The organism is Nonomuraea pusilla (genome assembly GCF_900109355.1).
Lineage (GTDB): Bacteria > Actinomycetota > Actinomycetes > Streptosporangiales > Streptosporangiaceae > Nonomuraea > Nonomuraea pusilla.
Genome location: NZ_FOBF01000022.1, coordinates 143,532 through 169,603, shown reverse-complemented (window position 1 = coordinate 169,603; position 26,072 = coordinate 143,532). Strand labels below are relative to the sequence as shown.

The window sequence follows — 26,072 nt, the reverse complement described above, 5'->3', positions numbered from 1 at the left end:
GGGTGGGTGGCTGGGTGGGTGGGTGGGTGGGTTGATTGGCGGTGGGGGTGGTGACCGGTGGGGGCTTCAGTGGGGTGTGCGGGTGATGGTGAGGGATTGGGGGGCCAGGCGGAGGGTCGAGGGGTTCGAGGGGAGGGGGGTGTCCGAGGCCAGGAGGACGGTGTGCACGGGCACCGGGACGGTCACCGGTCGCGAGCTGAAGTTGGCCGACACCGCGTACGGGCCGCGCCACATCACCAGCCATCGCCCGTCCGGGTCGGTGTCGACGCGTACCCGGTCGAGCCGCGGGTCGGACAGTTCGGGCAGTGCCTTGCGCAGCGCGACGAGGTCGCGGTACCAGGAGAGCATCGACCAGTGCTCTTCCTCCTTGAGCTCGGTCCAGTCGAGCTTGGAGCGCAGGAAGCTCTCCTCGTCGGACGGGTCGGGCGCCTCCCAGGCGTAGCCGAAGCCCTCGAACTCGCGTTCCCTGCGGTCGCCTTCGCTGTCGCGCAGGTGGGCTTCGACGTGGTCGGAGAAGAACAGGAACGGGGTGCCGGCCGCCCATTCCTCGCCCATGAACAGCATGGGGGTGAACGGCGAGGTCAGCAGCAGTCCGGCGCCGATCCTGAGCGCGGCGGCGGGCAGGCGGTCGCCGCCGGGCCGGTTGCCGATCTGGTCGTGGTTCTGCAGGCAGGCGACGAGCCGGTGGCCGGGGACGCCGGTGTAGGGCCGGCCGTGGCCGCGTTCGCGGAAGCTGGAGTAGGAGCCGTCGTGCAGCACGCCGGACGTCAGCACCTTGGCCAGGGCGGGCAGGCCGGCGAAGTCTGCGTAGTAGCCGTGGCTCTCGCCGCTGACGGCGCAGTGGAGCGCGTGGTGGACGTCGTCGTTCCACTGGGCGGTCATGCCGAGGCCGCCGGCTTCGAGGGGGCGGACCATGCGCGGGTCGTTGAGGTCGGACTCGGCGATGAGGGTCAGGGGCCGGCCGAGGGTGCAGGCGAGCGCGTCGACCTCTTCGGACAGTTCGGCCAGCAGGTGGGTGGCGCGCTTGTCGTGCAGGGCGTGGACGGCGTCGAGGCGCAGGCCGTCGATGTGGTAGTCGCGCAGCCACTGCATGGCGTTGTCGATGAAGTAGCGGCGCACCTCGTCGGAGCCGGGCCCGTCGAGGTTGACGGCCTCGCCCCAGAAGCTGCCCTCGAACCCGCCGAAGTAGGGGCCGAAGGGCCGCAGGAAGTTGCCGGACGGGCCGAGGTGGTTGTAGACGACGTCGAGGATGACGCCGATGCCGGCGCGGTGGCAGGCGTCGACGAAGGATTTGAGCCCGTCGGGCCCGCCGTACGTCTCGTTGACGGCGTACAGGTCCACCCCGTCGTAGCCCCAGTTGCGGCCGCCGGGGACGGGGGCGACCGGCATGATCTCGACGAGGTCGACGCAGAGGTCGGTGAGGTGCTGGAGCTTCTCGATGGCGGCGGTGAACGTGCCGGGCCCGGTGAAGGTGCCGACGTGCAGCTCGTAGATGACGGCTCCGCGCAGGTCGCGGCCGGTCCAGGCGTGGTCGGACCAGGTGTAGTGGTCGTGGTCGTAGACGGCGCTCGCTCCGAAGACGCCGTCGGGCTGGCGTCTGGATCTCGGGTCGGGGTAGGGGCCGTCGCCGTCGATGACGTACCCGTAGCGGGTGCCGTGGACGGCGTCCGGCACGTCGGCTTCCCACCAGCCGCCGGCGCGGGGCGACATGGGGCGGCGTCCGCCCAGGACCTCGATCTCCACAGCCGTGGCCTTCGGCGCCCAGACCTCAAAGATCATGTCTCTCCAGGAGTGCGACGGGATAGCGGCCGAGCAGGTGTCCGAGGGGGACGCGTCCGGTGTGGACGGTCCCGGTGAGCAGGTCGCGCCAGCGGCCGTGGGGCAGGGTCAGCGTGGTGGCGCCCCATCCGAGCCGCATGTCCTCGGCGGGATCGGGCTCCGCGACGGCCCCGCCCCCGACACCGTCCCCGAGGGGCGCCGCGGCGGTGCGGACGAGGGCTCTGCGGGCGAGGCGGACGGGCAGCCGGGTGGCGACGGCGACGGCGCGGGGCCGTTCCGGCGTGTCGGCGGAGCCTCTGGCGAAGGCGACGGCGTGCTCCGCCGCCTCGCCCTCGGCCCGCAGCGGCAGGTGGGCGCCCCCTCCCCCGAGCCTGCGGCGCAGCCGCAGCGCCTGCCCGGTGACGAGGAGCTTGGCGGCGTCCCAGGATGTCTCGGGGGTCCTCGGGTAGGTCACGGGCCGCCGGTTGTCGGGGTCGACGAGCGAGAAGTCGGTGGTCTCGTTGCCCTGGTAGACGTCGGGGACGCCGGGCATCATGAGCTGGACGAGCTTGGCGCCGAGCGAGTTGGACATCGCGAACGGGTCGATCCGCCCGGTGAACTCGCCGACGGGCAGCCGCACGGCGGCGTGGGCGAACTCGCGCAGCCGCCGCTCGTAGCCGGGGTCGGGGTCGACCCAGGAGATGGCGGTCTTGGCCTCGCGGGCGGCCTTGAGCAGGTGGTCGGCGAACCGCTCGGCGGAGATGGGCCAGGCGGCCATGAGGTTCTGCCAGGCGAGGTAGTCGAGGTCGGGGTCGAAGCTGAGGGCGGCCGACCATTCCTTGACGGTGACGGCCCATTCGCGGGGCATCTCGGACAGGACGGCGAGCCGCGCCCTGACGTCCTCGGAGCGTTTGGTGTCGTGGGTGGACAGCGTGGTCATGGTGTGGGGGCGCATCAGCGCGCAGTACGCGTGGAACTCGTCGGGGGTGAGGCCGAACCGGTCGGGCTCGCCGCCGACCTCGTTGAGGCAGGCCAGCGGGTACCACCGGTAGAGCGCGGTGTCCTCGACGCCCTTCGCCATGACGGGGCCGCACGCCTGCTGGAAGCGGGTGACGATCTCGGGCGGGCCGTACAGGACCTGCTGGACGAGGGACTGGACGGCGGGCTGGAGGTGGGGCGGGCAGGAGGCGGCGGCGCGTTCGACGATCTCGACGGACTCGGGGGGCGGCGGCTCGCCCGGCACCACGTACGCCCGGTAGACGGGCATGGCGGCGAGCAGTTCGGCGACGGCTTCGGGCGGGCAGGAGGCGGCGGCGGCGAGGCGGTTCACCTCGGCGCGGAAGAACAGGTCGAGCACGTCTCGTTTGGCCCGCGCCACGACGGCGGGGTAGCCCTCGGTCCTGCCGGTCATCTCGGTGAACAGCTCGACCAGCGGCTCGGCGCCCGAGGGGTCGACGAACAGCCCGGTGACGCGGTTGAGCACCTCGTAGCCGGTGGTGCCGTCGCAGGGCCAGTCGGCGGGCAGCCGCTCGTCGCCGATGAGGATCTTCTCGACGACGGTCCAGGCCCCGCCGGTGCGCTCGCGCAGCCGCCGCAGGTAGCCGCGCGGGTCGGCCAGCCCGTCGGGGTGGTCGACGCGCAAGCCGTCGACGAGTCCCTCGTCGAGCAGCCAGAAGATCACCTCGTGGGTGGCGAAGAGCACGGCGGGGTCCTCGACGCGCAGCCCGATCAGGGTGGACACGTCGAAGAAGCGCCGGTACCCGGGCCCTTCGCGCCAGTCGACCAGCCGGTAGTGGCCGGGGTACGGGAAGGTGTGCTCGTGGTAGCGCAGCACGTCGCCGTCCACCACGGGCTTGACGTCGTCGCCGAGCACGGGCAGCGCGACCTCGCCGTCCACCCAGTGGATGTCGAACCAGGCGGCGTACGGCGAGGCGGGGCCGTCCTTGAGCACGGACCAGAACCTGTCGTTCACCGTGTTCATGTGGTTGGGCACGATGTCCACGACGACGCCGAGGTCGTGGGCGGCGAGCCGCTCCGCCATCTCGCGGAACCCGGCGGCGCCGCCGAACTCCTCGCGGATGCGGGAGTGGTCGGTGACGTCGTAGCCGTGCCGCGACCCGGGCACGGCCTGGAGGACCGGCGACAGGTAGACGTGGGTGACGCCGAGGTCGCGCAGGTAGGGGGCGAGCTCCGCGACCTGGGCGAAGCCGAGGTCGGGGGTCAGCTGGAGGCGGTAGGTCGAGACGGGTCTAGACACGGCGCAGCACCCGCACGCTGCGGCCGGGCACGGCCACCGCCTCGCCCGCTCGGCACATGCGCGAGTCGAGCCTGATGGGCATGGCGGTGTCGATCTCCGTGTGCCACATCTCTCCGTAGTCCTTCGGGATCGTGAACTCGATGGTGTCGTGGTGGGCGTTGAACAGCAGGAGGAACGAGTCGTCCCTGATGGGGCGGCCGCGCCGGTCGGGCTCTGTGATGGCGTCGCCGTTGAGGAACACGGCGAGCGACTTGGCGTAGCCGACGTTCCAGTCGCCGTCGGTCATCTCCTCGCCGGACGGGGTGAGCCAGGCGATGTCGCTCAGCCCGCGGACGGGCTTGCCGTAGAAGAACCTCCTGCGGCGGAACACGGGGTGCTTCTTGCGCAGCGCCGCGAGGCTCTGGGTGAACTCCAGCAGCAGCCAGTTCTCCCTGACGTCGGACCAGTCGACCCAGGTCAGCTCGTTGTCCTGGCAGTAGCCGTTGTTGTTGCCCTTCTGGGTGCGGCCCAGCTCGTCGCCGTGCGACAGCATCGGCACGCCCTGGGAGAGGAACAGGGTGGTGAGGAAGTTGCGTTTCTGCTGCTCGCGCAGCGACTCGACGGCGAGCCCCGCCGGGCCCTCCTCGCCGCAGTTCCACGACCGGTTGTCGTCGGTGCCGTCGCGGTTGCCCTCCTTGTTGGCCTCGTTGTGCTTGTCGTTGTACGAGACGAGGTCCTGCAGGGTGAAGCCGTCGTGGCAGGTGACGAAGTTGATCGACGCGGCGGGGCGGCGGGTGTCGTCCTGGTAGAGGTCGCTGGAGCCGGTGAAGCGCGACCCGAACTCGGGCAGCGTGGCGGGCTGGCCGCGCCACAGGTCGCGGATGGTGTCGCGGTAGCGGCCGTTCCACTCGGTCCAGCGGGAGGGGAAGTTGCCCACCTGGTAGCCGCCGGGGCCGATGTCCCAGGGCTCGGCGATGAGCTTGACCTGCGACAGGACGGGGTCCTGCTGCACGAGGTCGAAGAACGCGCTCAGCCGGTCCACCTCGTGCAGCTCCCTGGCGAGGGTGGAGGCGAGGTCGAAGCGGAACCCGTCGACGTGCATCTCCAGGACCCAGTACCGGAGCGAGTCCATGATCATCTGCAGGACGTGTGGCGAGCGCATGAGCAGGCTGTTGCCGGTGCCGGTGGTGTCGACGTAGTAGCGCCTGTCGTTCTCGACGAGCCGGTAGTAGTCGACGTTGTCGATGCCCTTGAAGCTCAGCGTGGGGCCCAGGTGGTTGCCCTCGGCCGTGTGGTTGTAGACGACGTCGAGGATCACCTCGATGCCGGCCTCGTGCAGCGCCCGCACCATGGCCTTGAACTCCAGCACCTGGCCGCCGCGCTGCCCCTGGCTGGAGTAGCGGTTGTGCGGGGCGAAGAAGCCGATCGAGTTGTAGCCCCAGTAGTTGGCGAGGCCGCGCTGCTCCAGGACGTGCTCGGTGACGAACTGGTGCACCGGCATCAGCTCCAGCGCGGTCACGCCGAGCTTGGTCAGGTGGTCGAGGATCTCGGGGTGGCCGAGGGCGGCGTACGTGCCGCGCAGGTGCTCGGGGATCTTCGGGTGACTCGTGGTCAGGCCGCGCACGTGCGCCTCGTAGATCACGGTGTCGTGGTACGGCGTCGCGGGCGGCCGGTCGTGGCCCCACCCGAAGAACGGGTTGATGACGACGGAGCGCGGCACGTACGGGGCGGAGTCGAGGTCGTTGCGGCTGTCGGGCTGGCCGAAGCGGTAGCCGTACACGGCCTCGTGCCAGGTCACGTCGCCTTCGATGGCCATCGCGTACGGGTCGAGCAGCAGCTTGCCGGGGTTGCAGCGCAGCCCGCGCGCCGGGTCGTACGGGCCGTGGACGCGGTAGCCGTACCGCTGGCCGGGGCCGATGCCCGGCAGGTAGCCGTGCCAGATGAACCCGTCGACCTCGGTCAGCGGCACCCGCGACTCGGCGTTGTCGTCGTCGAACAGGCACAGCTCCACCTTCTCCGCCGCCTCGGTGTAGAGGGAGAAGTTGGTGCCCGCGCCGTCGTAGGTCGCCCCGAGGGGGTAGGGGTCTCCCGGCCAGATCTCGATCATCGAGGCTCCCTTGCGGTCTCTCCCCATGTTCCGTTCCCCCGGTCTCGCCGACAAGCCCGGCGCGCCGGGCGGCTGATCACGCACCTTTCCTTCCACGGGGGCCGGGCGGTTACTCGCGTCGGCCCGCTGACCTGCCAGGACGCCGCGGCCCTCGGCCTGGGGTTTCAACCGGCCGCGCCCGGCAATGTGCCGCTCCCATGGGCGGATTCAAGAAGTTCTTACTCCGGGGCAACATCGTCGACCTCGCCGTGGCGGTCATCGTCGGCGCCACGTTCAGCGGGCTGGTGCAGGCGCTCGTGGCCGACCTGATCACGCCGCTGATCGGGGCCGTCACGGGCGGCAGGAAGCCGGACTTCGCCGACTACTCCTTCACCGTCAACGGCAGCCAGTTCAGGTACGGCGACTTCGTCAACCACCTGATCAGCTTCCTCGTCATCGCCGCGGTCGTGTACTGGCTGATCGTCGTGCCGGTGCAGCGGCTCGTCCACCTGTTCGAGCGCGACCGGGCCGCCACGACGAAGCAGTGCCCGGAGTGCCTGTCGGAGATCCCCGCCGAGGCGCGGCGGTGCGCGCACTGCACGGCACGGCTGGTGCCGGAGTCGGAGAAGCCGCGCCCGACGGCGTAGGCCGATGCGGTAGGTTTGCGGATTCTTGCTGGTAGCCACGTACGAACCTGGCGATGATTCGACAAGATGGACCAGTGAGCGTTGAGTTGATGGTCTGGGACGAGCCGGTGCCGATCAGCCGGGACCAGGCGCGTGCGGCATATCTGGCGGTGAAGAAGACCGAGCCCGCGCACGGGCCGGTGCCGGAGGTCGCCAAGGAGTTGCCGGGCGAGGTCACGGTGTACCCGGGGCACGTCCTGGTGACGATGGACCTCGACACCATGGACGAGATGTCCGCCCGGGTGTACGCGGTCGCCAGAGAGCACGGCCTGGTCTGCTACGACCCGCAGCGCGACCTGGTGCACAACGTCGGCCCGCTCGGCGCGTACGAGGGCATGCAGCTCCACACCGGCGACGGCATGATCGTCCACGATCCCGACCTGGGCCTGGTGCACGACGTGCTGGCCACCATGTCGCCGCAGAACCCGTTCGTCGCTCTGGTGGTGTTCGGCCGCCACTTCATCCAGGTCTCCCCTGACGTCTCCTCTGACGGCGGAGGGGGCTACGAGCTGGAGTACAAGGAGTCGGAGCTGTCGGCGACCGCGGTGCCGGAGCTGGAGGAGGTGCGGCGGGCCTTCCACGAGTACGCCACCGGCGACCGCTCCTTCCTGGCCCGCCACTCCTGGCGCAGGGCCTGACCGCGGGCGCGTGGCAGGATCAGGGGGCATGAGAACGCTGTACCCGCCGATCGAGCCGTACGAGTCGGGCATGCTCGATGTCGGCGATGGCAACCGGATCTACTGGGAAGTCTGCGGCAACCCGGAGGGCAAGCCCGCCGTGATGCTGCACGGAGGGCCGGGGAGCGGGTGCAACGCCAAGCACCGCCGGCAGTGGGACCCCGAGATCTACCGGATCGTCCTGTTCGACCAGCGCAACTGCGGGCGCAGCCTGCCGCACGCGAGCGACCCGGCCACGTCGCTGGCGGCCAACACCACCTGGCGGCTGGTGGCCGACATGGAGCGGCTGCGCGAGCACCTGGGCGTCGACCGGTGGCAGGTGTTCGGCGGTTCCTGGGGCAGCGCGCTGGCCCTCGCGTACGCCCAGACGCACCCGGAGAGGACGACGGAGCTGGTGCTGCGCGGCATCTTCACGCTGCGCCCCTCCGAGCTGCGCTGGTTCTACCAGGAGGGCGCCTCCCACCTGTTCCCCGACCTGTGGGAGAGCTACGTGGCGCCGATCCCGCCGGAGGAGCGCGACGACCTGATGGGCGCGTTCCGCAAGCGGCTGGAGGGCGACGACGACGCGGCGCGGGTGGCCGCGGCCAAGGCGTGGGCGCGGTGGGAGGGCGGCACGATCACGCTGCGGCCCGACCCGTCGCTGGTGGAGGAGTTCGGCGAGGACCGCAGGGCGGTGGCGTTCGCCAGGATCGAGAACCACTACTTCACGCACGGCGGGTGGTTCGAGCCGGAGCAGCTCATCAGGGAGGTGCACCGGATCAGGCACATCCCCGCGGTGATCGTGCAGGGCCGCTACGACGCGTGCACCCCGATGTCCACGGCCTGGGACCTGCACCGGGCCTGGCCGGAGGCGGAGTTCCACGTGGTGGACGACGCCGGGCACGCCTACAGCGAGCCCGGCATCCTCGACAGGCTCATCGCGGCGACAGACGCGTTCGGGCGAGCCGCACCACGGGCGTGACGGCTCCGACGAGCACCAGCGTGAACAGCGGGGCGAGCACCAGGCCGAGGAGGAAGCCGCCGGCCACGTCGTGCGGGTAGTGCACGCCCACGAACACGCGCGAGAACGCCATCAGCGCGGCGAGCGGCAGCACCACCCAGGCCAGGGCGCGCCAGGCCAGGACGAGCGTGGCCGCCGCGCCGGCGGCGATCACCGAGTGGTTGCTGGGGAACGACCAGTCGCCGGCCGGCGGGCACACCGCGATCGTGGTGATGCCGCGGCAGGGCCGCTCCTCCCTGATGAACACCTTGGCGATCTCGCTCACGAGGTACGCCCCCACGATCCCGGCGGGACCGGCGATGGCGATCGCGAGGTCCCGCGCGGGGGCGTTCCAGGCCCGCCACCAGCACAGCACGAACAGCGCCGCGAAGATGAACAGCCCGGCGTCGGTGCCCACCTCGGCGAAGGTGTGCAGCCATCCGGGGGTGGCGAGGGCGAAGTCGACGATGTCGCGGTACACACGTGTCCAATCCATGAACGGGTAGTGGACACGACTTTACGAACGATCAGCGCCGGCCGCCTCGGCCATCCGGCCGAAACCCCGAAAAAGATCGCCGAAAAGGCGGATCAGCGGGCAGAGAGGATCTGGCGGGTGAGTTCGAGCTGCTTCTGCTCGCGCTCGCCGTCGGTGATGAGCCCGCGGTCGAACGCGTCCAGCGTGGCGTCGCGCTCGGCGACGTAGTAGGCGGCCATGATCTCGCTGCGGAGCGGGGTGAACCCGCGCTCGACGCAGAGCTTGAAGATGGTGGCCTTCTCCTCGAGGGTCTCGGGGGTCACGCTGCAGGCGAGGTCGTGCGCTTTGAGCTGCTGAACGGCTTCGCGAAGGGTGACGGGGCCGAGCGATCCATTGAATCGGGTGTCAAGGGTGATCTTCACGGTTTTTGCGCCTCCACTGGTTTAGAACGTTCCCGGACATGTCGCGTATTCCCTGTTCAGAGCGGGTAAGAGGGGTGTCGTGATCGGAGAGCACGTGATCGTCGGATATGTCAGCGACTCAGGGGGGCGTGACGCCCTCGCCCTCGGCGCCGCGATCACGCGGGTGACCGGAGGCGAGCTGACGGTGGCGTCGATCTACCCTCCCGGGAGCCCCGGGCTGGCGGTGGAGGCGCAGGCGAACCTCGCCCACGCGGCCGAGGACCTGGGCGACGCGTACGCGGAGTTCATCTCGTTCGAGAGCAGGGGCGTCGGGCGGGGGCTCGGCGTGCTGGCCAGCAGGATCAGGGCCGACCTGATCGTGGTCGGGTCGGCGGCCGGCGGGCCGCACGGCCGCATCGCGCTCGGCTCCACCGCCGACCACCTGCTGCACCTGTCGCCCGAGGCCGTGATGGTCGCGCCCAGCGGGCACCGGCCGCAGGACGCCCCGAGCAGGCTCTCCCTCGCGTACGTGCACCGGCCGCAGTGCGACGAGGCGGTCGAACGGGTGGCGCAGGCGGCGCTGCGGCTCGGCGTGCCGCTGCGGCTCGTCACGCTCGACCTGCGCACCGAGGACAGGGGCAAGCTCAGCGACGACCTGGCGCTGGCCGTGCGGCTGGCCTGGGAGAGCACCGGCATCGAGGCGGAGGCCGAGGTGAGCGAGGGGCACGACGTGGCCGCCGCCATGGACGCCCTCGAATGGCTGCCGGGCGAGCTGCTCGTCTGCGCCGCCGGCGAGGACGCCCAGCCGCACCGGGTGTTCCTCGGCGAGCTGGCCATGAAGGTGCTGCGGGCCTCGTCCCGGCCCGTCGCGGTGCTCCCCCGCGGCTACGCCTGACGGGCGGCCAGCACGCGTCCGTACAGGTCGAGGTAGCGCTCGGCCATCACCGACGGGGAGAAGCGGCGGCGGGCCTCCGCGCGGCACTCCTCCGGGTCGATCTCGCCGGCCCGCGGCAGCCACTCCGCCAGCTCCTCCTCGGTGTCGGCGAGGAAGCCCGTGCGGCCGTGGTCGATCAGCTCGGGCAGGCAGCCGCGGCGCAGGCCGACCGGCGGCACCCCCAGGGCCAGTGCCTCGACGACGGCCGTGCCGCCCGGTTCGTCCCACTGGATGGGGAAGAGGGCGGCGCGGGCGGAGGCGTAGAGCCTGTCGCGCTCCTCCCCCTCCACCCCGCCGACCCAGCGGGTGAGGTCGCCGTCGAGGTAGGGGGCCACCTGGTCGAGGTGGTAGCGCACGTCGGGGTGGCTGCTGAGCGGGTGGTACGGGTCCTGGGCCACGGCGTCCAGCTCGGCCGGGGTGTTCCTGCCGCAGACCGGCCCCGCCAGCACCAGCGGCAGGCCGAGCTTCTGGCAGAGCCGGGCCGCGACGTGCTGCCCCTTCAGCGCGCAGACGCGGCCCATGACGACGACGTGCTCGTCCCGCCGGAGGCGCGGCGGCGGGCCGGCGGCCAGCGGGGTGGCGAGGTGGACGGCCCCGAGCGACGCGGCCCGCAGCGCCTCCGGCGCGCGCGCGAGCTGCGACCGCGAGACGCCGTTGACCGCGATGGAGCGCGGGAACGCCCCGTAGAACGCGGGGTGCTTGCGCAGGTCCCAGTGCAGGGTGTGCAGCACCGGCGGGCCGTCCAGCGCCGCCAGCACGGCCGGCCCCACCACCTCGACGTGGTCGTGGACGAGGTCGATGTCGTCGCGGGCGCGCAGTTCCGCCGCCACCCGCGCCTGGTGGGCGTGCGCGACGCCCGTCACCTGGTTGTACGGCTTCTGCAGCTCGGCGAACATGCCGTCGTCGTAGACGGCGAGCAGCTCGTCCACCTCCACGGCGCTCGACCCGACCGAGGCGAGGACCACCTCCACGCCGCGCTCGCGCAGCGCCGGGATCAGGGTGGCCACGACGTTCTCGATGCCGCCGTAGCCGGGCGGCGGGACCGCCAGCCAGGGCCCGCTGTTGACGAGGACCTTCATGCGACGTCCCGCCGCGCCAGCTCCCGCCCGCTCACGAGGGAGGCGAGCGGCGGCCGTTCCGCCACGGTGATGTCGGCGAGGCCGGCGCCGTCGGTCCCGAACTGGAGAAGGGTGCCAGCGGGCGGCTCCGACGACAGGACGCGGCCCTGGCGTTCCAGCCGCGACCAGGCGGTGTGCATGATCTGCCCGGCCATCCTGCCGAGCGCGGCGACGGACTGGTGGGTGTGGGTGCGGCGGCCGAGGTCCACCTGGGCCATCGCGTCGAGCCCCACGAGCTCCAGCAGGTCCACGAGCAGGCCGAACTCGACGCCGTACTCGGTGACGAAGGGCACCTGTTCGAGCACCTCGCGGCGGGCCGCGTACTCGCCGCCCAGGGGCTGGGCGAACCCGGCCAGCTCGGGCCAGAACATGTTGAGCAGCGGCCTGGCCACCAGCTCGGTGACCCTGCCGCCCGCGGCCGGGCGCGGCACGCCGTCCTCGCCGACGTAGGGCCGCTCGTACGCGGCCTTGACGAAGCAGACGTCGGCGTCGGCCAGGAGGGGCCCGGCCAGTCCCGTCACGAAGTGGGAGCGGAAGTCGCGCAGGTCCGCGTCCACGAAGACGACGATGTCGCCGGTGGAGGCGGCCAGCCCCTTCCACAGCGCCTCGCCCTTGCCGGTCAGCGGGGGGAGGTGCGGGAGCACGGCGTTCTGCGCGACCACGCGGGCCCCGGCCGCGCGGGCCCGCTCCGCCGTGGCGTCGGTGGAGTTGGAGTCGACGACGAGGATCTCGTCCACGAGCGGCACCCGCTCGACGAGATCGCGGCGGATCGTGGTGACGATGTCGCCCACGGTGCTCTCCTCGTCCCTGGCGGGGAGGACGACGCTCACCGTGGTGGTGTCCTTGGCACGCATGAGGGCGTCGACCGGCCACTCGGCCGCGGTGCTCGAGTGCGGGCCTTCCTGAAGTCTGGCCATGGCTCGCAGATCCGTCTCCATGCAGTCAGCCCCGATCTATGAGATCACGGCACCCTGCCCGGCTCTTGGGAGTTTGAACATCTTTGTTTGACGTCGGCGCGTTGTGGCAGATGCGGGGCTGTGTCCCGAATGACGCCCCCTTTAACCCGTATCGGCATCATCGGCGCGGGTAACGTCGCCGCCCGTCACGCGACCGTCCTGTCCGGTTTCCCCGACGTCGTGATCGCGGGGATCGCCGACACCGACCCGCGCAGGGCCGGGGAACTGGCCGCCCGGCACGGCTGCCCCGCCTACGGCGGGCACGAGGCCCTGCTCGCCGCCGGCGGCCTCGACGCCGTGTACGTCTGCGTGCCGCCGTTCGCGCACGGCGCCCCCGAACTGGACGCGCTCTCCGCCGACCTGCCGATCTTCGTGGAGAAGCCGCTCGCGCTGGACCTCGCGACGGCCGAGGCCGTCGCCGCCGAGATCGAACGCAGAGGCCTGCCGTCGGCCGTCGGGCACCACTGGCGCCACCTGGAGATCCTCGACCGGGCGCAGGACCTGCTCGACGGCCGCCCGGTGCGCCTGGCCATGGGCCACTGGCTCGACAAGGTGCCCCCCGTGCCCTGGTGGCTCGACCCGGCGCGGTCCGGCGGCCAGGTCGTCGAGCAGGCCGTGCACGTCCTCGACCTGGCCAGGGTGCTCGTCGGCGAGGTCGAGACGGTCCACGCCGTGGCCGCGGGGAACCCGGTGCCCGGCGAGGTGGACCGCGCCACGGCCGCCGTATTGCGCTTCGCGGGCGGCGCCACCGGCGTGCTGGCCGCCTCCTGCCTGCTCCACCGCAAGCACCGGGCCGGGCTGGAGGTGTGCGCCGACGGCATCGCGCTCGACCTCAGCGAGACCCGCCTGCTCGTCGACGGCGAGCAGGTCGTCGAGGACCCGGGCACCGCCAAGACCCTGGTGGACCGAGCCTTCGTGGACGCGGTACGGGGCAGGGGCGGCGACGTGCGGGCGCCGTACGCGGAGGCGCTGCGCACGCACCGCCTGGCGCTGGCGCTGTCCCGGTCGGCGGCCGAGGGCCGGCCGATCCGGGTGGGCGGCGAGGTGCTCCATGGGTGAGGTGCTCAGCATCGACGCGCCGGGCCGGGTGAGCCTCGCCGAGGAGAAGACGCCCGACGTGCCCGAGGGCGGCTTCCGCGTCGTCACGGCCTACAGCGGCGTGTCGGCCGGGACCGAGCTGACCTACGTCAAGGGCGACAACCCGTACCTCGGCGCCTCCTGGGACCCGGCGCTCGGCCTGTTCCTCCCCGGCACGACCTCCGTGGACTACCCGGTGCGGGGCATCGGGTACATGCAGGTCGGCGAGGTGGTCGAGACGCGTACGCGGGCCGTGCGGGTGGGCGCGCGCGTCGCCATGACCTACGGCCACCGCACCGAGTACGTCGCCGACCCGCTGAAGGACCGCTTCGTCGAGCTGCCGGACGACCTCGACCCGCTGCTCGGCGTGTACGTCGCCCACATGGGCCCCATCTGCGCCAACGGCCTGCTGCACGCGGCGGCCGACCTGCACGGCGCGGCCGTGCGGGACCTGGGCGACGGGGTGCGCGGGCGCCGCGTCGCCGTGGTCGGCGCGGGCGTCGTGGGGCTGGTGACGGCGTCGTTCGCGCTGGCGCGCGGCGCGGCGGAGGTCGTGGTCGTGGACGAGACGCCGTCCAGGCTGGAGGTCGCGGCGGCGCTCGGCGCAGGAGGACTCGGCGCAGGAGGACTCGGCGCAGGAGGACTCGGCGCGGGGGAACTCGACGCGGGGGACCTGGGTGCGGGCGGGCAGCCCGCCGGGGAGGACCCGGCGGTGGAGCTGAAGCGCCGCTGGCGGCACGGCCAGGACGACCGCGGCGCCGACGTGGTCTTCCAGTGCCGCGGCAGGACCAGGGCGCTGGCGCTCGGGCTCAGGCTGCTCCGCCCCCAGGGCACCCTGATCGACCTGGCCTTCTACACCGAGGGCGCGCGGGAGGTGCGGCTCGGCGAGGAGTTCCACCACAACGGGCTGTCGCTGCGGTGCGCCCAGATCGGCAGGGTGCCGCGCGGCCTCGCGCACGCCTGGGACAGGGAGCGCCTGTCGTACGAGACGATCGCGCTGCTCAGGGAGCGCGGGAGCCTGCTACGCGAGCACCTCGTCACCGACGTCGCCGATTTCGCCGACGCGCCCCGCCTGCTCGCCGACCTGGCGGCCCGCCGCAGGCACACCCTCCAGGCCGTGCTCCGCCACGATTCCTCCAGCGTGCTCCGCCACGACGTCGACGATGAGAGCCGCTGACCAGCTGAAGTCGCGGCTGCCGTGGCCGTCCAGGGTGATCGGGTCGAAGTACTCGCGAAAGCCCGAGGCGCCCACCGCGGCGATCATGCCGTCGGCCAGCGGCGCCGCCAGGTCGGGGCGGCGTTCCCGCAGGCCCTGCCAGACCAGCCAGCTCAGGTTGATCCACTTGGGGCCGCGCCAGTAGCGGCCCGGCTCGAACCCCGGCGCGGCGGGCGAGTAGCTCGGCAGCACGCCGTCCTTCAGCCCGAAACGGTCGAGAGCGGTGCCGACCAGCGTGTTGACGATCTCGCGCGGGAGGCCGGGCAGCAGGAGCGGGGTGAGGCCCGCCGCGCTGCTGGAGCGGATCAGGCAGCCGGTGCGCACGTCCCGGGCGTGGAACAGGCCGTCGTCGTAGAGGTGCTCGACCATGGCGGCGGTGACGCGCACGGCCTCGCGCTCGTGCGGCTCGGGGTCGTGCCCGCAGACCCGGGCGATCTCGGCCAGCACCGACTCGGCCACCCCGTACGCGGCGTTGAACAGAGGGTCCTCGACCTGGAACGAGCCGGGGTCGCGGTAGCCGGAGTCGCGGTAGGCGGCGGCGAGCGCGACGTAGCGCTCGTAGTCGCGGTCGGTGGGCCGCTCGGCGGCGCTGACGTGGCCGAGGTCGCGCCTGACCGCCCCGATGCCTCCGGCCGACCCGGTGGCCTCCACCGCCTGCAGCGGCAGGTCCCACGCGGGGCTGTTGTCCATGCCGGACTCCCACGGGTGGACGATCGAGATCAGCCCCTCGGGCGAGCGCCGCTCCCCGCGCAGGAACCGCTGCTGCGCCACCAGCCGCGGGTAGATCCTGCGCAGGAACGCCACGTCCGGCTCGGCCTGGTGGATCTTCCAGGCGGCCAGCGCGTGGACCGGCGGCTGCACGATGCCGGACGTCGCCACGCCCGACGGCGCGCGCACCCCCCAGAAGCGCGGCCCGGGGAAGTACGCGCCCTCGGGCACCGCCGGGTTGAACACGATGTGCGGCACCCTGCCGTCCTGCCACTGGGCGCCGAACAGGGTGAGGAGCTCGGTCCTGGCCCGCCGCGGCGACCAGCGCGCGTTGCCGATCGCGATGAACGCGGAGTCCCAGCTCCACTGGTGTGGGTAAAGACGGCGCGAGGGGACCGTGTAGGTGCCGTCCCAGTTGGCCACGAGGACGCGCACCGCGTCGTGGGTTATCACAAGAACTTCCTGATGAAGGCGGCGGTCTGGGGGAGGACGATCTCGGGCTCGCCGCGCAGGCGGCACTCCAGCGCGAGGTAGCCGTCGAAGCCGATCGCGGCGAGCGTGGCGAGCTGCGCGGGCCAGTCGATGTGGCCGGTGCCCGGCTGGTTCCTGTTGGACTCGCTGATCTGCATGTGCGCGAGGTAGGGCGCCGCGTCGGCCAGCGCGCGGCAGGGGTCGTCCTCCTCGATGTTCATGTGGTACGTGTCGCCGACGACCCTGACGGAGTCCATGGAGCAGTACGAGACGGCCTCGGCCAGCGTGTTGACCATGTGGTTCTCGTACCGGTTGAGGGGCTCCAGCATGATGAGGACGCCGTTGCGCTGCGCGTGCTCGCCGAGGACGCCGAGCGCCTCCGCCAGCACCTCGCGGTCCTCGTGGGGGCTGCGCGGCGGCTCGAACGGCGGGAGCCTGCGCGAGAACTGGCCCCAGGAGGCGGGCGTCATCACGCCGATGCCGCCCAGCTCGCCGATCACCGTCAGCTGCGACCTGAGCTGCTGGATCGCGTCCTTGCGCCTGGCCGGGTCGAAGTCGCCGATGAAGTGCGGCATGTCCACGCAGACCGTGGGCATCACGACGCCGTCGGCCAGCGCCCGCTTGAGCTCGGTCAGGCGTCCCGCGAAGTGGAAGTCGCCCTTGCCGCGCAGCTCGATGGCGTCGAACCCGGCCTCGACGGCGAACGCGAACTTCTCCTGCAGGGTGCGGCCGGGGACGAGCTGCTCCTGTACGGCGAGCTTCACGGGTCTGTCACTCCTCGAATCGGAAGGCGAGCTGGAGCACCTCGGACTGGTGCTTGTCGAGCAGGTCGAAGGCCGCGGCGGCCTCCTCGGCGGGGACGACGTGGGTGACGAGGGGCGCGACCTCGACCCGGCCCGCGTGGACGAGGTCCATGAAGGTGCGCTGGAGACGTTCGACGTCCCAGCGGTGGGCGAGCCAGGAGGCGACGCCGCCGATCTGGGAGGAGATCAGCTGCACCTGGTTGTGGTGGAACTCCTCGCCGAGCCGCAGCCCGGCGCCCTCGCCCTGGTAGAAGCCGGCGGCGACGACCCTGCCGCCCTTGCGGACGGTCCTGATGGCCTCGTGCAGGCCGTGATGGCTGCCGCTGAGCTCGATGGCGGTGTCGGCGCCCTCGACGCGCTTGCGCATGAACTCGGCGACGGAGCCGGTGCGCACGTCGAACGTCTCGGCGGCGCCGTAGCGCCTGGCGAGTTCGAGCCGGGCGGGGATGGCGTCGGCGGCGACGACCCTGGCGCCGTTCAGCACGGCCAGGCGGGTGGCGAGCAGGCCGATGACGCCCTGCCCGAAGACGGCGAGCTGGTCGCCGAGGTGCACGTCGGCGGCGTGGACGGCGTTGAGCGCGATCGCGCCGACCCGGGCGAAGACGCCGGGGAGCGGGTCGGCGCCCGGGGGCAGCAGGTGCCCGGCGACCTTCTCGGCGGGCACGACGGCCTCGGCGCGGTGCCCCCAGATGCCCCAGACGAGGCTGCCGACCGGCGGGTCGGACACGTCGCCCGCGGCCTCGACGACCTCGCCGACCTCCTGGTAGCCCCAGCCGGCGAGCGGGTAGGCGTGGGTGCGACCGTCGACGAAGAGCCGGCGCTCGGTGTCCCACCTGCGGGTGAGATAAGGGTTGGTGCCACGGTAGGCGGTGAGCTCGGTGCCCGCGGACACCCCGGAGTAGAGGGTGCGGATCCGCACGGAGCCGGGGACGAGTTCGGCGGGCGGCTCCGGGTTCACGCTGACGCGGCCCGGCTCTTCAAAAGTGATGACGCGCATTCCCCACGACACTTATGTATTTCGATCACGCAAAAGTGAAAGATTTGGAGGTTGTTTACGCATGATAGTTGCGGAGGTAACACTCGTGAGTCTACGACTTCTGCCGGAGGTGACCGATGAAATTGGGTTTTCTGACCGCGTGTCTCGCGGAAAGCGACCTTACCGACGTCGCGGAGTGGGCCGCCGACCAGGGTTTCGAGGCGCTGGAAGTCGCCGGATGGCCGTCCTCCGATGAGCGAAGTCACATTCGCGTAGATCGTTTCGACGACGCCGAGCTGGAGCGGGTGCGCGGCGTCTTTACCCGTACCGGGCTCGCGCTTTCCTCCATCGCGTACTACGAGAACAACCTGCACCCGGAGCACGGCCCGCGGGTGAACGCGCACGTACGCCGGTGCGTGGAGGCGGCGGCGGCGCTCGGCTGCCCCACGGTCGGCACGTTCGTCGGCCGCGACCCCGGTCTCACCGTGCGCGACAACCTGAAGAAGGCCGCCGACGTCTTCGGCCCGCTGGTCGAGCACGCCCGCGCGCACGGCGTCGCGATCGTCATCGAGAACTGCGTGATGAGGAGCTGGCACCCCGACGGCTACCCGGGCAACCTCGCCTACTCCCCCGAGCTGTGGGAGTGGATGTTCACGCTCGGGCTCAAGCTCAACTACGACCCGTCGCACCTGGTCGCGCTCGGGATCGACCCGGTCGCCGCGCTGCGTCCCCACGTCGGTGACATCGCGCACGTCCAGGCCAAGGACACCGAGATCCTGCCGGGCAGGATCGACAGGACCGGCTTCTACGGGCCGATCAGCGGCGAGAAGGGCTGGTACCGGTTCCGCGTGCCCGGCCTCGGCCGCGTGGACTGGACGCGGGTGATCGACGCCCTGCACGAGGGCGGCTACACCGGCGTCGTGTCGGTCGAGCACGAGGACCCGGTGTGGAGCGGCACCACGGCGAAGGTGCGGGAGGGGCTCCGTATCGCTCACGGAACGTTGCGGCACCTCGTCCGGGGGTAAAGGGCGGTATCCCCAAGCAGAGGAGCGTGGCATGCCGAGAAAGGTGAGCGCCGTCCTCTCCGTCGCCGTGCTGGCCGCCGCGACGCTCGCGGCCTGCGGAGGAGGCGGGAAACAGCCGGACGCCAAGCAGATCACGGTCTGGACCGAGGAGAACCTCGAGGACCGGATGGCGGTGCAGCGCCGGATCGCCGCCGACTTCACCAGGAGGACCGGCATCCAGGTGAAGCTCGTCGGCGTGGCCGAGGACCAGTTCAGCCAGACCATCACCGCGGCCGCCGCCGCGGGCGACCTGCCCGACGTCATCGGCGCGCTGCCGCTGGCCTCCGTCAGGGAGCTGGAGGCGGGCGACCTGCTCGACACCGAGACCCCCGGCAAGGTGGTGGACCGGCTCGGCAGGGACTCGTTCGCGCCGCGCGCGCTGGAGCTCGACAGCTCCGGCGGCAGGCTCCTCGCCGTGCCGAGCGACGGGTGGGCGCAGCTCGTGCTGTACCGCAAGGACCTGTTCGAGCGGGCGGGGCTCGCGCCGCCCGACACCTACGAGCGGCTGCAGGCCGCCGCCGCGAAGCTCAGCACCGGCGGAACGGCCGGGATCACGCTGGCCGTCGCGCCCAAGGACACCTTCACCGCGCAGAGCTTCGAGCACGTCGCCCTCGCCGACGGCTGCCAGCTCGTGGACGGCTCCGGCCGGGTCACGCTCGACTCGCCGCAGTGCGTACGGGCCTTCGACTTCTACGGCAGGCTCGCCAGGGACTACTCGGTGAAGGGCAAGCAGGACGTCGACTCCACCCGGGCGACGTACTTCTCCGGCAGGGCGGCCATGACGATCTGGTCGTCGTTCATCCTCGACGAGCTGGCGGGGCTGCGCAAGGACGCGCTGCCGAGCTGCGAGGAGTGCAGGAAGGACCCGGGCTGGCTGGCCAGGAACACCGGCGTGGTCACGGCGCTGAAGGGGCCCGACGCGGCGGCGCCCGCGCAGTACGGCGAGATCGTCTCCTGGGCGATCACCCGGGACGCGGCCAGGGACTCCGCCGCCGCGTTCGTCACGTACATGATGGGCGAGGGCTACGCCCGGTGGATCGGCATGGCGCCCGAGGGCAAGTTCCCCACCCGCAAGGGCTTCGAGGACACCTGGGAGAAGCTGCCCGCCGGGGTCGACGTCAAGAAGCCGCTGGCCGACATCTACCCGGCCGCCGTGCTGAAGGCGCTGCGCGAGAGCCCGGGCACGTTCGCCCGCTGGGGCATCCCGCAGGGGCAGGGCAGGCTGGTCGGCGCGACCATGGGCGAGCTGCCCGTGCCGAAGGCGCTGAGCGCCGTCGTCGAGGGCACGCTCACGCCGCGGGCGGCCGCCGCGCAGGCGAAGGCCGACGTCGAGACCATCAAGCGCGGGATCAGGCAGTGAGCGCGGCCACCCGCACGCTGCGGGAGCAGGAGGGGCGTGCCGGCCTGGCGCTCATCTCGCCGACCCTGGTCATCACGCTGGTCGTCGTGGTGGCGCCGCTGCTGTGGGCGGTCATGCTGGCCTTCCAGGACGCCCGCCTGATCAACATCCGCCAGGTCGGGATCTTCGGCCACTACACGCTGGACAACTTCGCGTACGTGCTGTCGGAGCCCGGCTTCTGGTCGGCGCTGCTCAACACGCTCGTCTACACCGTCGCGGGCACCGCCCTGTCGATCGCGCTCGGGCTGGTGGCGGCGCTCGCGCTGCGCGACAGGTTCAGGGGGCGCATCCTGGTCAGGGCCTCGATCCTGATCCCGTACGTGGCGCCGGTGGTGGCCGTGACGTTCCTGTGGGAGACGATGCTCAACCCCCAGTACGGCATCGTCAACACCTGGCTGCGCGAGCCGATCGCGTTCCTCACCCAGGCGCAGGGCGAGTTCCTGGGCCTGCGGGTGCCGGTGGCGCTGCTGACGGTGATCGCGTTCGAGGCGTGGCGCTACTTCCCGTTCGCGTTCCTGTTCATCCTGGCCAGGCTCCAGGCGATGCCGGCCGACCTGGAGGAGGCCGCGGTCGTGGACGGCGCCACCCCGACCCAGCGCTTCCGCCACGTGATCCTGCCGCAGCTGTGGCGGGTCATCGCGCTGCTCGCGGTGCTGCGGTTCGTCTTCACGTTCACCAAGTTCGACGACGTCTACCTGCTGACCGGGGGCGGCGCGGGGACGGAGGTGGTGAGCATCAGGGTCTACACCTTCCTGACGGCGCGCGACGACCTCGGCGCGTCCGCCGCGCAGGCGCTCGTGCTCGCGCTGGTGCTGGTGGTGTTCCTCGCGGTGTACCTGAGGTTCTTCGGAGGGGGCGAGCGTGACCAGGGATAGGTTCGAACGCGCGCTGTTCCGGGTGCTCAGGCCGGTGGTGATCGCGCTGCTGTTCCTGGCCACCGCGTTCCCGTTCCTGTACATGGTGACGCTGTCGGTCCGCGACATCCAGGAACTGATCATGGATCCGGGGTCGCTGTGGCCGCGCGCCTTCACCCTCGACACGTACGCGGACGTCCTCACCAGGCAGGGCTTCCTGACGTTCATGCGCAACAGCGCGGTCGTGGCCGTCTCGACGGTCGCGATCACGCTGCTCGTCTCGATCCCCGGCGCGTACGCGGTGGCGCGGCTGCGCTTCTTCGGGCGACGGCAGGTGCACTTCCTGTTCCTCGCGGTGTACCTGTTCCCGGCGATCGTGCTGGCCATCCCGCTGTTCGTGCTGTTCACCATGATGGGGCTGCGCGGGTCGCTGGTCGGCCTCGTCCTCGTGTACATCGCGCAGACCGTGCCCGTCACCGTGTACATGCTGCGCAACTACTTCGAGACGGTGCCGCGCAGCGTGGAGGAGGCGGCGGCGATCGACGGCTGCTCGCGGCTGGCGACCATCTGGCGGGTGGTGCTGCCGCTGTCCAGGCCCGCCCTGATGGCGACCGGCCTGTACGCCTTCATGATCGCCTGGAACGAGTTCCTGTTCGCCCTCCTCTTCCTGGTGGAGAAGCGGGAGAGCTGGACGGTCTCCCTCGGGCTGTCGCAGCTCGCGGGCAGCATCGAGGTGCCGACGACCGTGCTCATGGCGGGCTCGGTGGTGCTGACGCTGCCCATCGTGATCGTGTTCTTCGTCGGCGAGCGGCTGCTGACCGAGGGGCTCACGGCCGGAGCGGAGAAGGGGTGACCGATGCTGACGGCGGGCCAGGTGCTCCAGCTCATCCGCGACGGCTCCTGCCGCACCCGCAAGGAGCTCATGGAGCGCACCGGCCTGAGCCGGTCCACCGTCACCGAGCGGCTGGACCGGCTCATCGGGGCCGGGTACGTGCGCGAGCACGGCGTCGGGGCGTCGGGAGGCGGGCGGCCCCCGGCCGTGCTGGAGGTGGCCGCCGGCAACCGGCTCCTGCTGGTGGCCGACCTCGGGGCCGGGCACGCCCGCGTGGCGCTGACCGACCTGGCGGCCAGGCCGCTGGCCGAGGAGCACGCGGAGCTGCGCATCGACCGGGGGCCGCAGGCGGTGCTGACGTGGGTGACGGAGGCGTTCGGGCGGCTGCTCGCCGCGAGCGGGCGGTCCGGGGCCGAGGTGTGCGGCGTGGGCGTGGACGTCCCCGGCTCCGTCGACCCGGACACCGGCCGCGTGACCAGGTCGTTCCTCATGCCCGGCTGGGACGGTCACCCGGTGCGCCAGGTCCTCGGCGCCGCGTACGACGTGCCGATCCTGGTGGAGAACGACGCCGACGCGATGGCCGTGGGCGAGTGGTGGACGTCCTGGCGGTCCACGTCCTCCCTCGTCCTCGTCAAGGTCTCGACCGGCATCGGCACCGGCATCCTGCTCGACGGCCGGGTCTACCGGGGGGCGGAGGCGGCGGCCGGCGACCTCGGCCACGTCCGGCTGGGCGAGGGTGAAGGCCGCGTGTGCACCTGCGGCTCGCGCGGCTGCGTCGCCTCACTGGCGAGCGGCAGTGCGCTGGCCGGCCAGCTGGGCGTGCCGGGCAGCAGGGACGTCGTCCGCCTGGTGCGGGCGGGCGACCCGGCCGCGATCGCGCTCACGCGGGAGGCGGGCCGCGCCCTGGGCGTCGTCCTCGCGACGGCCGTCAGCCTGCTCAACCCGGGCGTGCTCGTGCTGGCGGGCGACATGGCGGAGACGCGGGAGCACTACCTGACGGGCATCAGGGAGAGCGTCCACCGGCTCAGCCTCCCCTGCACGACCCGCAACCTGGAGATCGTCACCGGCTCCGCAGGGGACCGGGCGGGCGTCGTGGGCATGGCGGTGCTGGTCACGCGGCAGGTGCTCTCCCCCGGCGCGGTGGACGCGGCGCTGGCGGGCGGCTGACTCAGCGGCCCAGCCGCTCCCCCAGTTCGGCGCGCGCGGCGGCCAGCGACGGGCCGTACCAGGTGAGGAGGCGTCCGCTGACCGGCACGCAGGTCAGGCCGGGGAACGACTCGGGGCCGTCGTCCTCGGAGAACGCGTACGGCTCGTCGGGGAGCACGACGAGGTCGGGGCGGCGCGCGGCCAGCTCGCCGAGGGGGATCTTCGGGTAGCGCTCGGGGTGCGAGGCGTAGAGGTTGTCGATGCCGAGGTGCCGCAGGACGTCGCCGGTGAAGGTGTCGCGGCCGACCACCATCCAGGGGCGGCGCCAGATCGGGATGACGGCCGTCCTGCGTGGGCCCGTCTCGGGCTCGCGCCAGGCCGCCTCGGCGGCGTCCAGCCAGGACGGGCGGGGCGCGCGGCAGGCCACGCGGAGCAGGCGGTCGAGCGAGGTGAACGCCTGGCGCAGCGTCTCGATCCTGGTGACCCAGACCGGCACGCCCGCCTCGCGCAGCGCCTCGATGTCGGGGGCGCGGTTCTCCTCGGCGTTGGCGAGCACGACGTCGGGCCGCAGCCGCCTGACCGCGTCGAGGTCGGGGTTCTTGGTGCCGCGCACCCTGGCGACGTCGAGGTCGTGCGGGTGGGTGCACCAGTCGGTGGCGCCGACGAGCGCGCCCGGCACGGTGGCGGCCACCGACTCGGTCAGCGACGGCACCAGCGACACCACGCGCCGCACCGTCTCGGGCACCGGCACCGGCGCCCCGGTGTCGTCGGTCATGATGGGGTCGGCAGGCACAACGGCAGCCTAGGGCCCGCCCCGTGGACGCGGGCGGGCGACATGCCCGGAATTTGGGCCCACAGATCTCGGAAACTCTCCGTAGAATCGCCCATAAAGATCGTTAAGCCTCTTGATCGGGGGATTCACGGGTGGAACAAGAGTCGCCGGATTTCGATCCCAACACCCCGAACGTGGCCCGGCTCTACGACTACTACCTCGGTGGCAAGGACCACTTCCCCGCCGACCGCGCCGCCGCCGAGAAGATCCTGGAAGTGGCGCCCGAGCTGCGCGCCGCCGCGCGGGCCAACCGGGCGTTCCTCGGCAGGGCCGTCCGCTTCCTCGCCGCCCAGGGCATCACCCAGTTCCTCGACATCGGCACCGGCCTGCCCACCCAGGGCAACGTGCACGAGGTGGCCGGCGAGGTCGCGCCGGGCTCCAAGGTCGTGTACGTCGACCGCGACCCGGTCGTCCTGGTGCACGCCAGGGCGCTGCTGACGGGCAGGGGCGACACCGCCGTCATCGAGGGGGACCTGCGCCGGCCCGAGGAGATACTCAAGAACCCGGACGTGCTGGGGCTGCTGGACTTCAGCCGTCCCGTCGGCGTCCTGCTCGTCGCCATCCTGCACTTCATCGAGGAGTCGGACCGGCCGGACGAGATCATCGCCACCCTGCGCGCGGCCATGGCGCCCGGCAGCTACCTGGTGCTGTCGCACGGCACCAGCGACGCCCGTCCCGAGGCGGTGGACCGCGGCACCGAGGTCTACAGGCGCTCCACCTCGCCCCTGGCGCTGCGCGGCAGGGACCGGATCCGCGAGCTGTTCGAGGGGTTCGAGCTGGTCGCCCCCGGGCTGGTCTGGCTGCCCGAATGGCGTCCCGACCAGGCCGACACGATCGACTTCATCGACCGCCCGGAGTCGTCGCTCATCCTGTGCGGCGTCGGCAGGAAGAACTAGGCAGGAAGAACTAGGCATGGAGATCGGGCTGGCGGTGCCGCAGTACGGCAGGTTCGCCACGCTGGACAGCGTGCTGCGCGTCGCACGCGAGGCCGAGGCTCAGGGGTACGCGTCGCTCTGGGCGGGCGACCGGCTGCTGACCCCGCTGCGGCCGAAGGACCGCTACCCGGGCGGCGACGGCGCCATACCGCCCGCCCACCGGGTCTTCCTCGACCCGTTCGCGGTGCTCGCCGTGGCCGCGTCGGCCACCACCCGCGTACGGCTCGGCACGAGCGCGCTGAACGCCTGCTGGTACCCGCCCGTGGTGCTGGCCCGCTCGCTCACCACGATCGACCACCTGAGCGGCGGGCGGCTGTGCGCCGGCCTCGGCCTCGGCTGGTCGTCCGACGAGTACGCCGCCGCCGGCGTGCCCTGGGAGGGCCGGGCCAGGCGCTACGAGGCGACCCTGGACGCGCTGGAGGCGATCTGGACCACCGACCCAGTGGAGTACGCGGACGAGCACTGGACGATCGCGCCCAGCCACATCGAGCCCAAGCCGGCGGTGCGCCCGCCGCTCTACCTGGCCGGCTTCGGCCCCGCCGCGCTGCGCAGGATCGGCCGCAGGGCCGACGGCTGGCTGACCGCCACCCTGCCGATCCCGATGCTCACCTCGATGTGGGACACCGTGCGCGAGAGCGCGGAACGGGCCGGACGCGACCCGGACGCGCTGCGGATGGTGCTGCGCGCCAACCCCGAGATCACCACCCGGGACGCGACGCCGCCGAGGAGCGGCACCGTCGCCCAGATCGGCGACCACCTGCTGGCGGCGGCGGAGGCCGGGGCCCACGAGCTCATCCTGGACCTCCAGCACACCGCCGCCGACGACCGGCACCTGATGGAGCTGGCCGGGGAGTTCCGCGCCTACTTGAGCGCCGCGAGCGCGCCCTCGTAGTCGGGCTCCTGCGTGATCTCCGGCACCAGCTCGGAGTAGACGACCTCGCCCTCGCCGCTGACCACGACGACCGCGCGGGCGGCCAGGCCGGCGAGCGGCCCGGACTCCTGCGCGACGCCGTAGTCCTGCAGGAACTCACGGCCCCGCATGAGCGAAAGCATCGTCACGTTCGCCAGGCCCTCGGCGCCGCAGAACCGGTTCTGGGCGAACGGCAGGTCGGCGGAGACGCAGAGCACGGCCACGTCGGGGTGCTCGGAGGCCACCTGGTTGAACCGGCGCACCGACGCCGCGCACACGCCCGTGTCGACGCTCGGGAAGATGTTCAGCACCGTGGTCTTGCCCGCGAAGTCGGCCAGGGTGCGCTCGGACAGGTCGGTGGCCACCAGACGGAAGGCGGGAGCGGTGTCGCCCGGCTTCGGGAAGGTGCCGCCCACCGTGATCGGGTTGCCCTTGAAGGTGACGTCGGACATTGAGGCCTCCTGGATGAGTCGTTGATCCCCGAGTCGCGATCCTAGCGCCGCCGCCGTCGCCGCCAGACGCCGCCAGACGGCGCCGCTGGAC

24 protein-coding genes and 1 pseudogene are annotated in these 26,072 nt (G+C 72.1%); 13 read left to right on the top strand and 12 right to left on the bottom strand.

Annotated elements, in window-relative coordinates; all coding sequences use genetic code 11:
* Positions 1-66 precede the first annotated feature (66 nt).
* The 3 genes from treZ to glgX are packed head-to-tail and all read right to left on the bottom strand — an operon-like array spanning position 67 to position 6,101.
* Positions 67-1,779, bottom strand: a complete 1,713-nt coding sequence (treZ, locus tag BMX74_RS34645; protein WP_091104750.1) for a malto-oligosyltrehalose trehalohydrolase — start codon at positions 1,777-1,779, stop codon at positions 67-69.
* A complete protein-coding gene (gene treY, locus BMX74_RS34640; RefSeq protein ID WP_055506930.1) occupies positions 1,769-4,015 on the bottom strand; it encodes a malto-oligosyltrehalose synthase in 2,247 nt (748 codons plus the stop codon). Before treY ends, treZ begins: the two co-directional genes overlap by 11 nt.
* Complete coding sequence (gene glgX, locus BMX74_RS34635; RefSeq protein ID WP_055506929.1) at positions 4,008-6,101, bottom strand: glycogen debranching protein GlgX; 2,094 nt, start codon at positions 6,099-6,101, stop codon at positions 4,008-4,010. The genes treY and glgX overlap by 8 nt, the downstream gene beginning before the upstream one ends.
* 197 nt (positions 6,102-6,298) lie before the next feature.
* On the opposite strand from glgX, the gene mscL reads away from it, so the two are divergent.
* The 3 genes from mscL to pip all read left to right on the top strand — a co-directional run bounded on the left by mscL (position 6,299) and on the right by pip (position 8,404).
* Positions 6,299-6,727 (top strand): large conductance mechanosensitive channel protein MscL, encoded by a 429-nt coding sequence (gene mscL / locus BMX74_RS34630; protein ID WP_055506928.1) that lies wholly within the window; start codon positions 6,299-6,301, stop codon positions 6,725-6,727.
* A 74-nt stretch (positions 6,728-6,801) separates the two neighbouring features.
* Positions 6,802-7,404: a hypothetical protein gene (locus BMX74_RS34625; RefSeq protein ID WP_236715026.1), complete on the top strand. Its 603-nt coding sequence runs from the start codon at positions 6,802-6,804 to the stop codon at positions 7,402-7,404.
* Positions 7,405-7,432: 28 nt separating this feature from the next.
* Positions 7,433-8,404 (top strand): prolyl aminopeptidase, encoded by a 972-nt coding sequence (gene pip / locus BMX74_RS34620; RefSeq protein ID WP_091104749.1) that lies wholly within the window; start codon positions 7,433-7,435, stop codon positions 8,402-8,404.
* Here pip and BMX74_RS34615 read toward each other — a convergent pair.
* Entirely contained in the window at positions 8,358-8,918 is a 561-nt protein-coding gene (locus BMX74_RS34615; protein ID WP_055506925.1) for a phosphatase PAP2 family protein, read from the bottom strand. The two genes, pip and BMX74_RS34615, sit on opposite strands and share 47 nt — an antisense overlap.
* Positions 8,919-9,010: 92 nt before the next feature.
* On the bottom strand, positions 9,011-9,319 hold the full coding sequence (locus tag BMX74_RS34610) for a hypothetical protein (protein WP_055506924.1): 309 nt from the start codon (positions 9,317-9,319) through the stop codon (positions 9,011-9,013).
* Between the two features lie 79 nt (positions 9,320-9,398).
* Between BMX74_RS34610 and BMX74_RS34605 the strand changes: the two genes are divergently transcribed.
* Positions 9,399-10,193, top strand: a complete 795-nt coding sequence (locus BMX74_RS34605; protein ID WP_055506923.1) for a universal stress protein — start codon at positions 9,399-9,401, stop codon at positions 10,191-10,193.
* On the opposite strand, the gene BMX74_RS34600 is transcribed toward BMX74_RS34605, so the two are convergent.
* Together BMX74_RS34600 and BMX74_RS34595 are read right to left on the bottom strand one after the other, a co-directional pair.
* The gene (locus BMX74_RS34600) at positions 10,184-11,311 is read right to left on the bottom strand and encodes a glycosyltransferase (RefSeq protein ID WP_055506922.1); all 1,128 of its coding nucleotides are present in this window, start codon (positions 11,309-11,311) and stop codon (positions 10,184-10,186) included. The two genes, BMX74_RS34605 and BMX74_RS34600, sit on opposite strands and share 10 nt — an antisense overlap.
* Entirely contained in the window at positions 11,308-12,267 is a 960-nt protein-coding gene (locus tag BMX74_RS34595) for a glucosyl-3-phosphoglycerate synthase (protein WP_091104746.1), read from the bottom strand. The genes BMX74_RS34600 and BMX74_RS34595 overlap by 4 nt, the downstream gene beginning before the upstream one ends.
* A 129-nt stretch (positions 12,268-12,396) precedes the next feature.
* On the opposite strand from BMX74_RS34595, the gene BMX74_RS34590 reads away from it, so the two are divergent.
* Together BMX74_RS34590 and BMX74_RS34585 are read left to right on the top strand one after the other, a co-directional pair.
* Positions 12,397-13,365: a Gfo/Idh/MocA family protein gene (locus BMX74_RS34590; protein ID WP_091104744.1), complete on the top strand. Its 969-nt coding sequence runs from the start codon at positions 12,397-12,399 to the stop codon at positions 13,363-13,365.
* A complete protein-coding gene (locus tag BMX74_RS34585) occupies positions 13,358-14,560 on the top strand; it encodes an MDR/zinc-dependent alcohol dehydrogenase-like family protein (RefSeq protein ID WP_091104742.1) in 1,203 nt (400 codons plus the stop codon). Before BMX74_RS34590 ends, BMX74_RS34585 begins: the two co-directional genes overlap by 8 nt.
* Positions 14,561-14,569: 9 nt before the next feature.
* Here the strand turns inward: BMX74_RS34585 and BMX74_RS46765 are convergent.
* The 3 genes and pseudogenes from BMX74_RS46765 to BMX74_RS34570 form a co-directional block, all read right to left on the bottom strand.
* Positions 14,570-15,730: pseudogene (locus BMX74_RS46765) on the bottom strand (MGH1-like glycoside hydrolase domain-containing protein); the annotation flags it as partial.
* 26 nt (positions 15,731-15,756) lie between these two features.
* Positions 15,757-16,542, bottom strand: coding sequence for a sugar phosphate isomerase/epimerase family protein (locus BMX74_RS34575; RefSeq protein ID WP_055506918.1), 786 nt, complete (start codon positions 16,540-16,542; stop codon positions 15,757-15,759).
* Between the two features lie 7 nt (positions 16,543-16,549).
* Positions 16,550-17,590 (bottom strand): zinc-binding dehydrogenase, encoded by a 1,041-nt coding sequence (locus BMX74_RS34570; protein ID WP_256257448.1) that lies wholly within the window; start codon positions 17,588-17,590, stop codon positions 16,550-16,552.
* Between the two features lie 104 nt (positions 17,591-17,694).
* On the opposite strand from BMX74_RS34570, the gene BMX74_RS34565 reads away from it, so the two are divergent.
* The 5 genes from BMX74_RS34565 to BMX74_RS34545 are packed head-to-tail and all read left to right on the top strand — an operon-like array spanning position 17,695 to position 22,873.
* On the top strand, positions 17,695-18,582 hold the full coding sequence (locus tag BMX74_RS34565; protein WP_091104739.1) for a sugar phosphate isomerase/epimerase family protein: 888 nt from the start codon (positions 17,695-17,697) through the stop codon (positions 18,580-18,582).
* A 31-nt stretch (positions 18,583-18,613) separates the two neighbouring features.
* A complete protein-coding gene (locus BMX74_RS34560) occupies positions 18,614-19,981 on the top strand; it encodes an ABC transporter substrate-binding protein (RefSeq protein ID WP_055506915.1) in 1,368 nt (455 codons plus the stop codon).
* Positions 19,978-20,895: a carbohydrate ABC transporter permease gene (locus BMX74_RS34555; RefSeq protein ID WP_091104737.1), complete on the top strand. Its 918-nt coding sequence runs from the start codon at positions 19,978-19,980 to the stop codon at positions 20,893-20,895. Before BMX74_RS34560 ends, BMX74_RS34555 begins: the two co-directional genes overlap by 4 nt.
* Positions 20,882-21,727 (top strand): carbohydrate ABC transporter permease, encoded by an 846-nt coding sequence (locus BMX74_RS34550; RefSeq protein ID WP_177227622.1) that lies wholly within the window; start codon positions 20,882-20,884, stop codon positions 21,725-21,727. Before BMX74_RS34555 ends, BMX74_RS34550 begins: the two co-directional genes overlap by 14 nt.
* A 3-nt stretch (positions 21,728-21,730) precedes the next feature.
* Complete coding sequence (locus BMX74_RS34545; protein ID WP_055506912.1) at positions 21,731-22,873, top strand: ROK family transcriptional regulator; 1,143 nt, start codon at positions 21,731-21,733, stop codon at positions 22,871-22,873.
* A 1-nt stretch (position 22,874) separates the two neighbouring features.
* Here the strand turns inward: BMX74_RS34545 and BMX74_RS34540 are convergent, their stop codons facing one another.
* Positions 22,875-23,627: a helical backbone metal receptor gene (locus BMX74_RS34540; RefSeq protein WP_091104768.1), complete on the bottom strand. Its 753-nt coding sequence runs from the start codon at positions 23,625-23,627 to the stop codon at positions 22,875-22,877.
* Between the two features lie 149 nt (positions 23,628-23,776).
* On the opposite strand from BMX74_RS34540, the gene BMX74_RS34535 reads away from it, so the two are divergent.
* Positions 23,777-24,580, top strand: coding sequence for an SAM-dependent methyltransferase (locus BMX74_RS34535; RefSeq protein ID WP_091104735.1), 804 nt, complete (start codon positions 23,777-23,779; stop codon positions 24,578-24,580).
* Between the two features lie 16 nt (positions 24,581-24,596).
* Complete coding sequence (locus BMX74_RS34530; protein WP_091104734.1) at positions 24,597-25,511, top strand: TIGR03619 family F420-dependent LLM class oxidoreductase; 915 nt, start codon at positions 24,597-24,599, stop codon at positions 25,509-25,511.
* Here BMX74_RS34530 and tpx read toward each other — a convergent pair.
* Positions 25,481-25,981, bottom strand: a complete 501-nt coding sequence (gene tpx, locus BMX74_RS34525; RefSeq protein ID WP_091104732.1) for a thiol peroxidase — start codon at positions 25,979-25,981, stop codon at positions 25,481-25,483. The two genes, BMX74_RS34530 and tpx, sit on opposite strands and share 31 nt — an antisense overlap.
* Between the last annotated feature and the right edge of the window lie 91 nt (positions 25,982-26,072).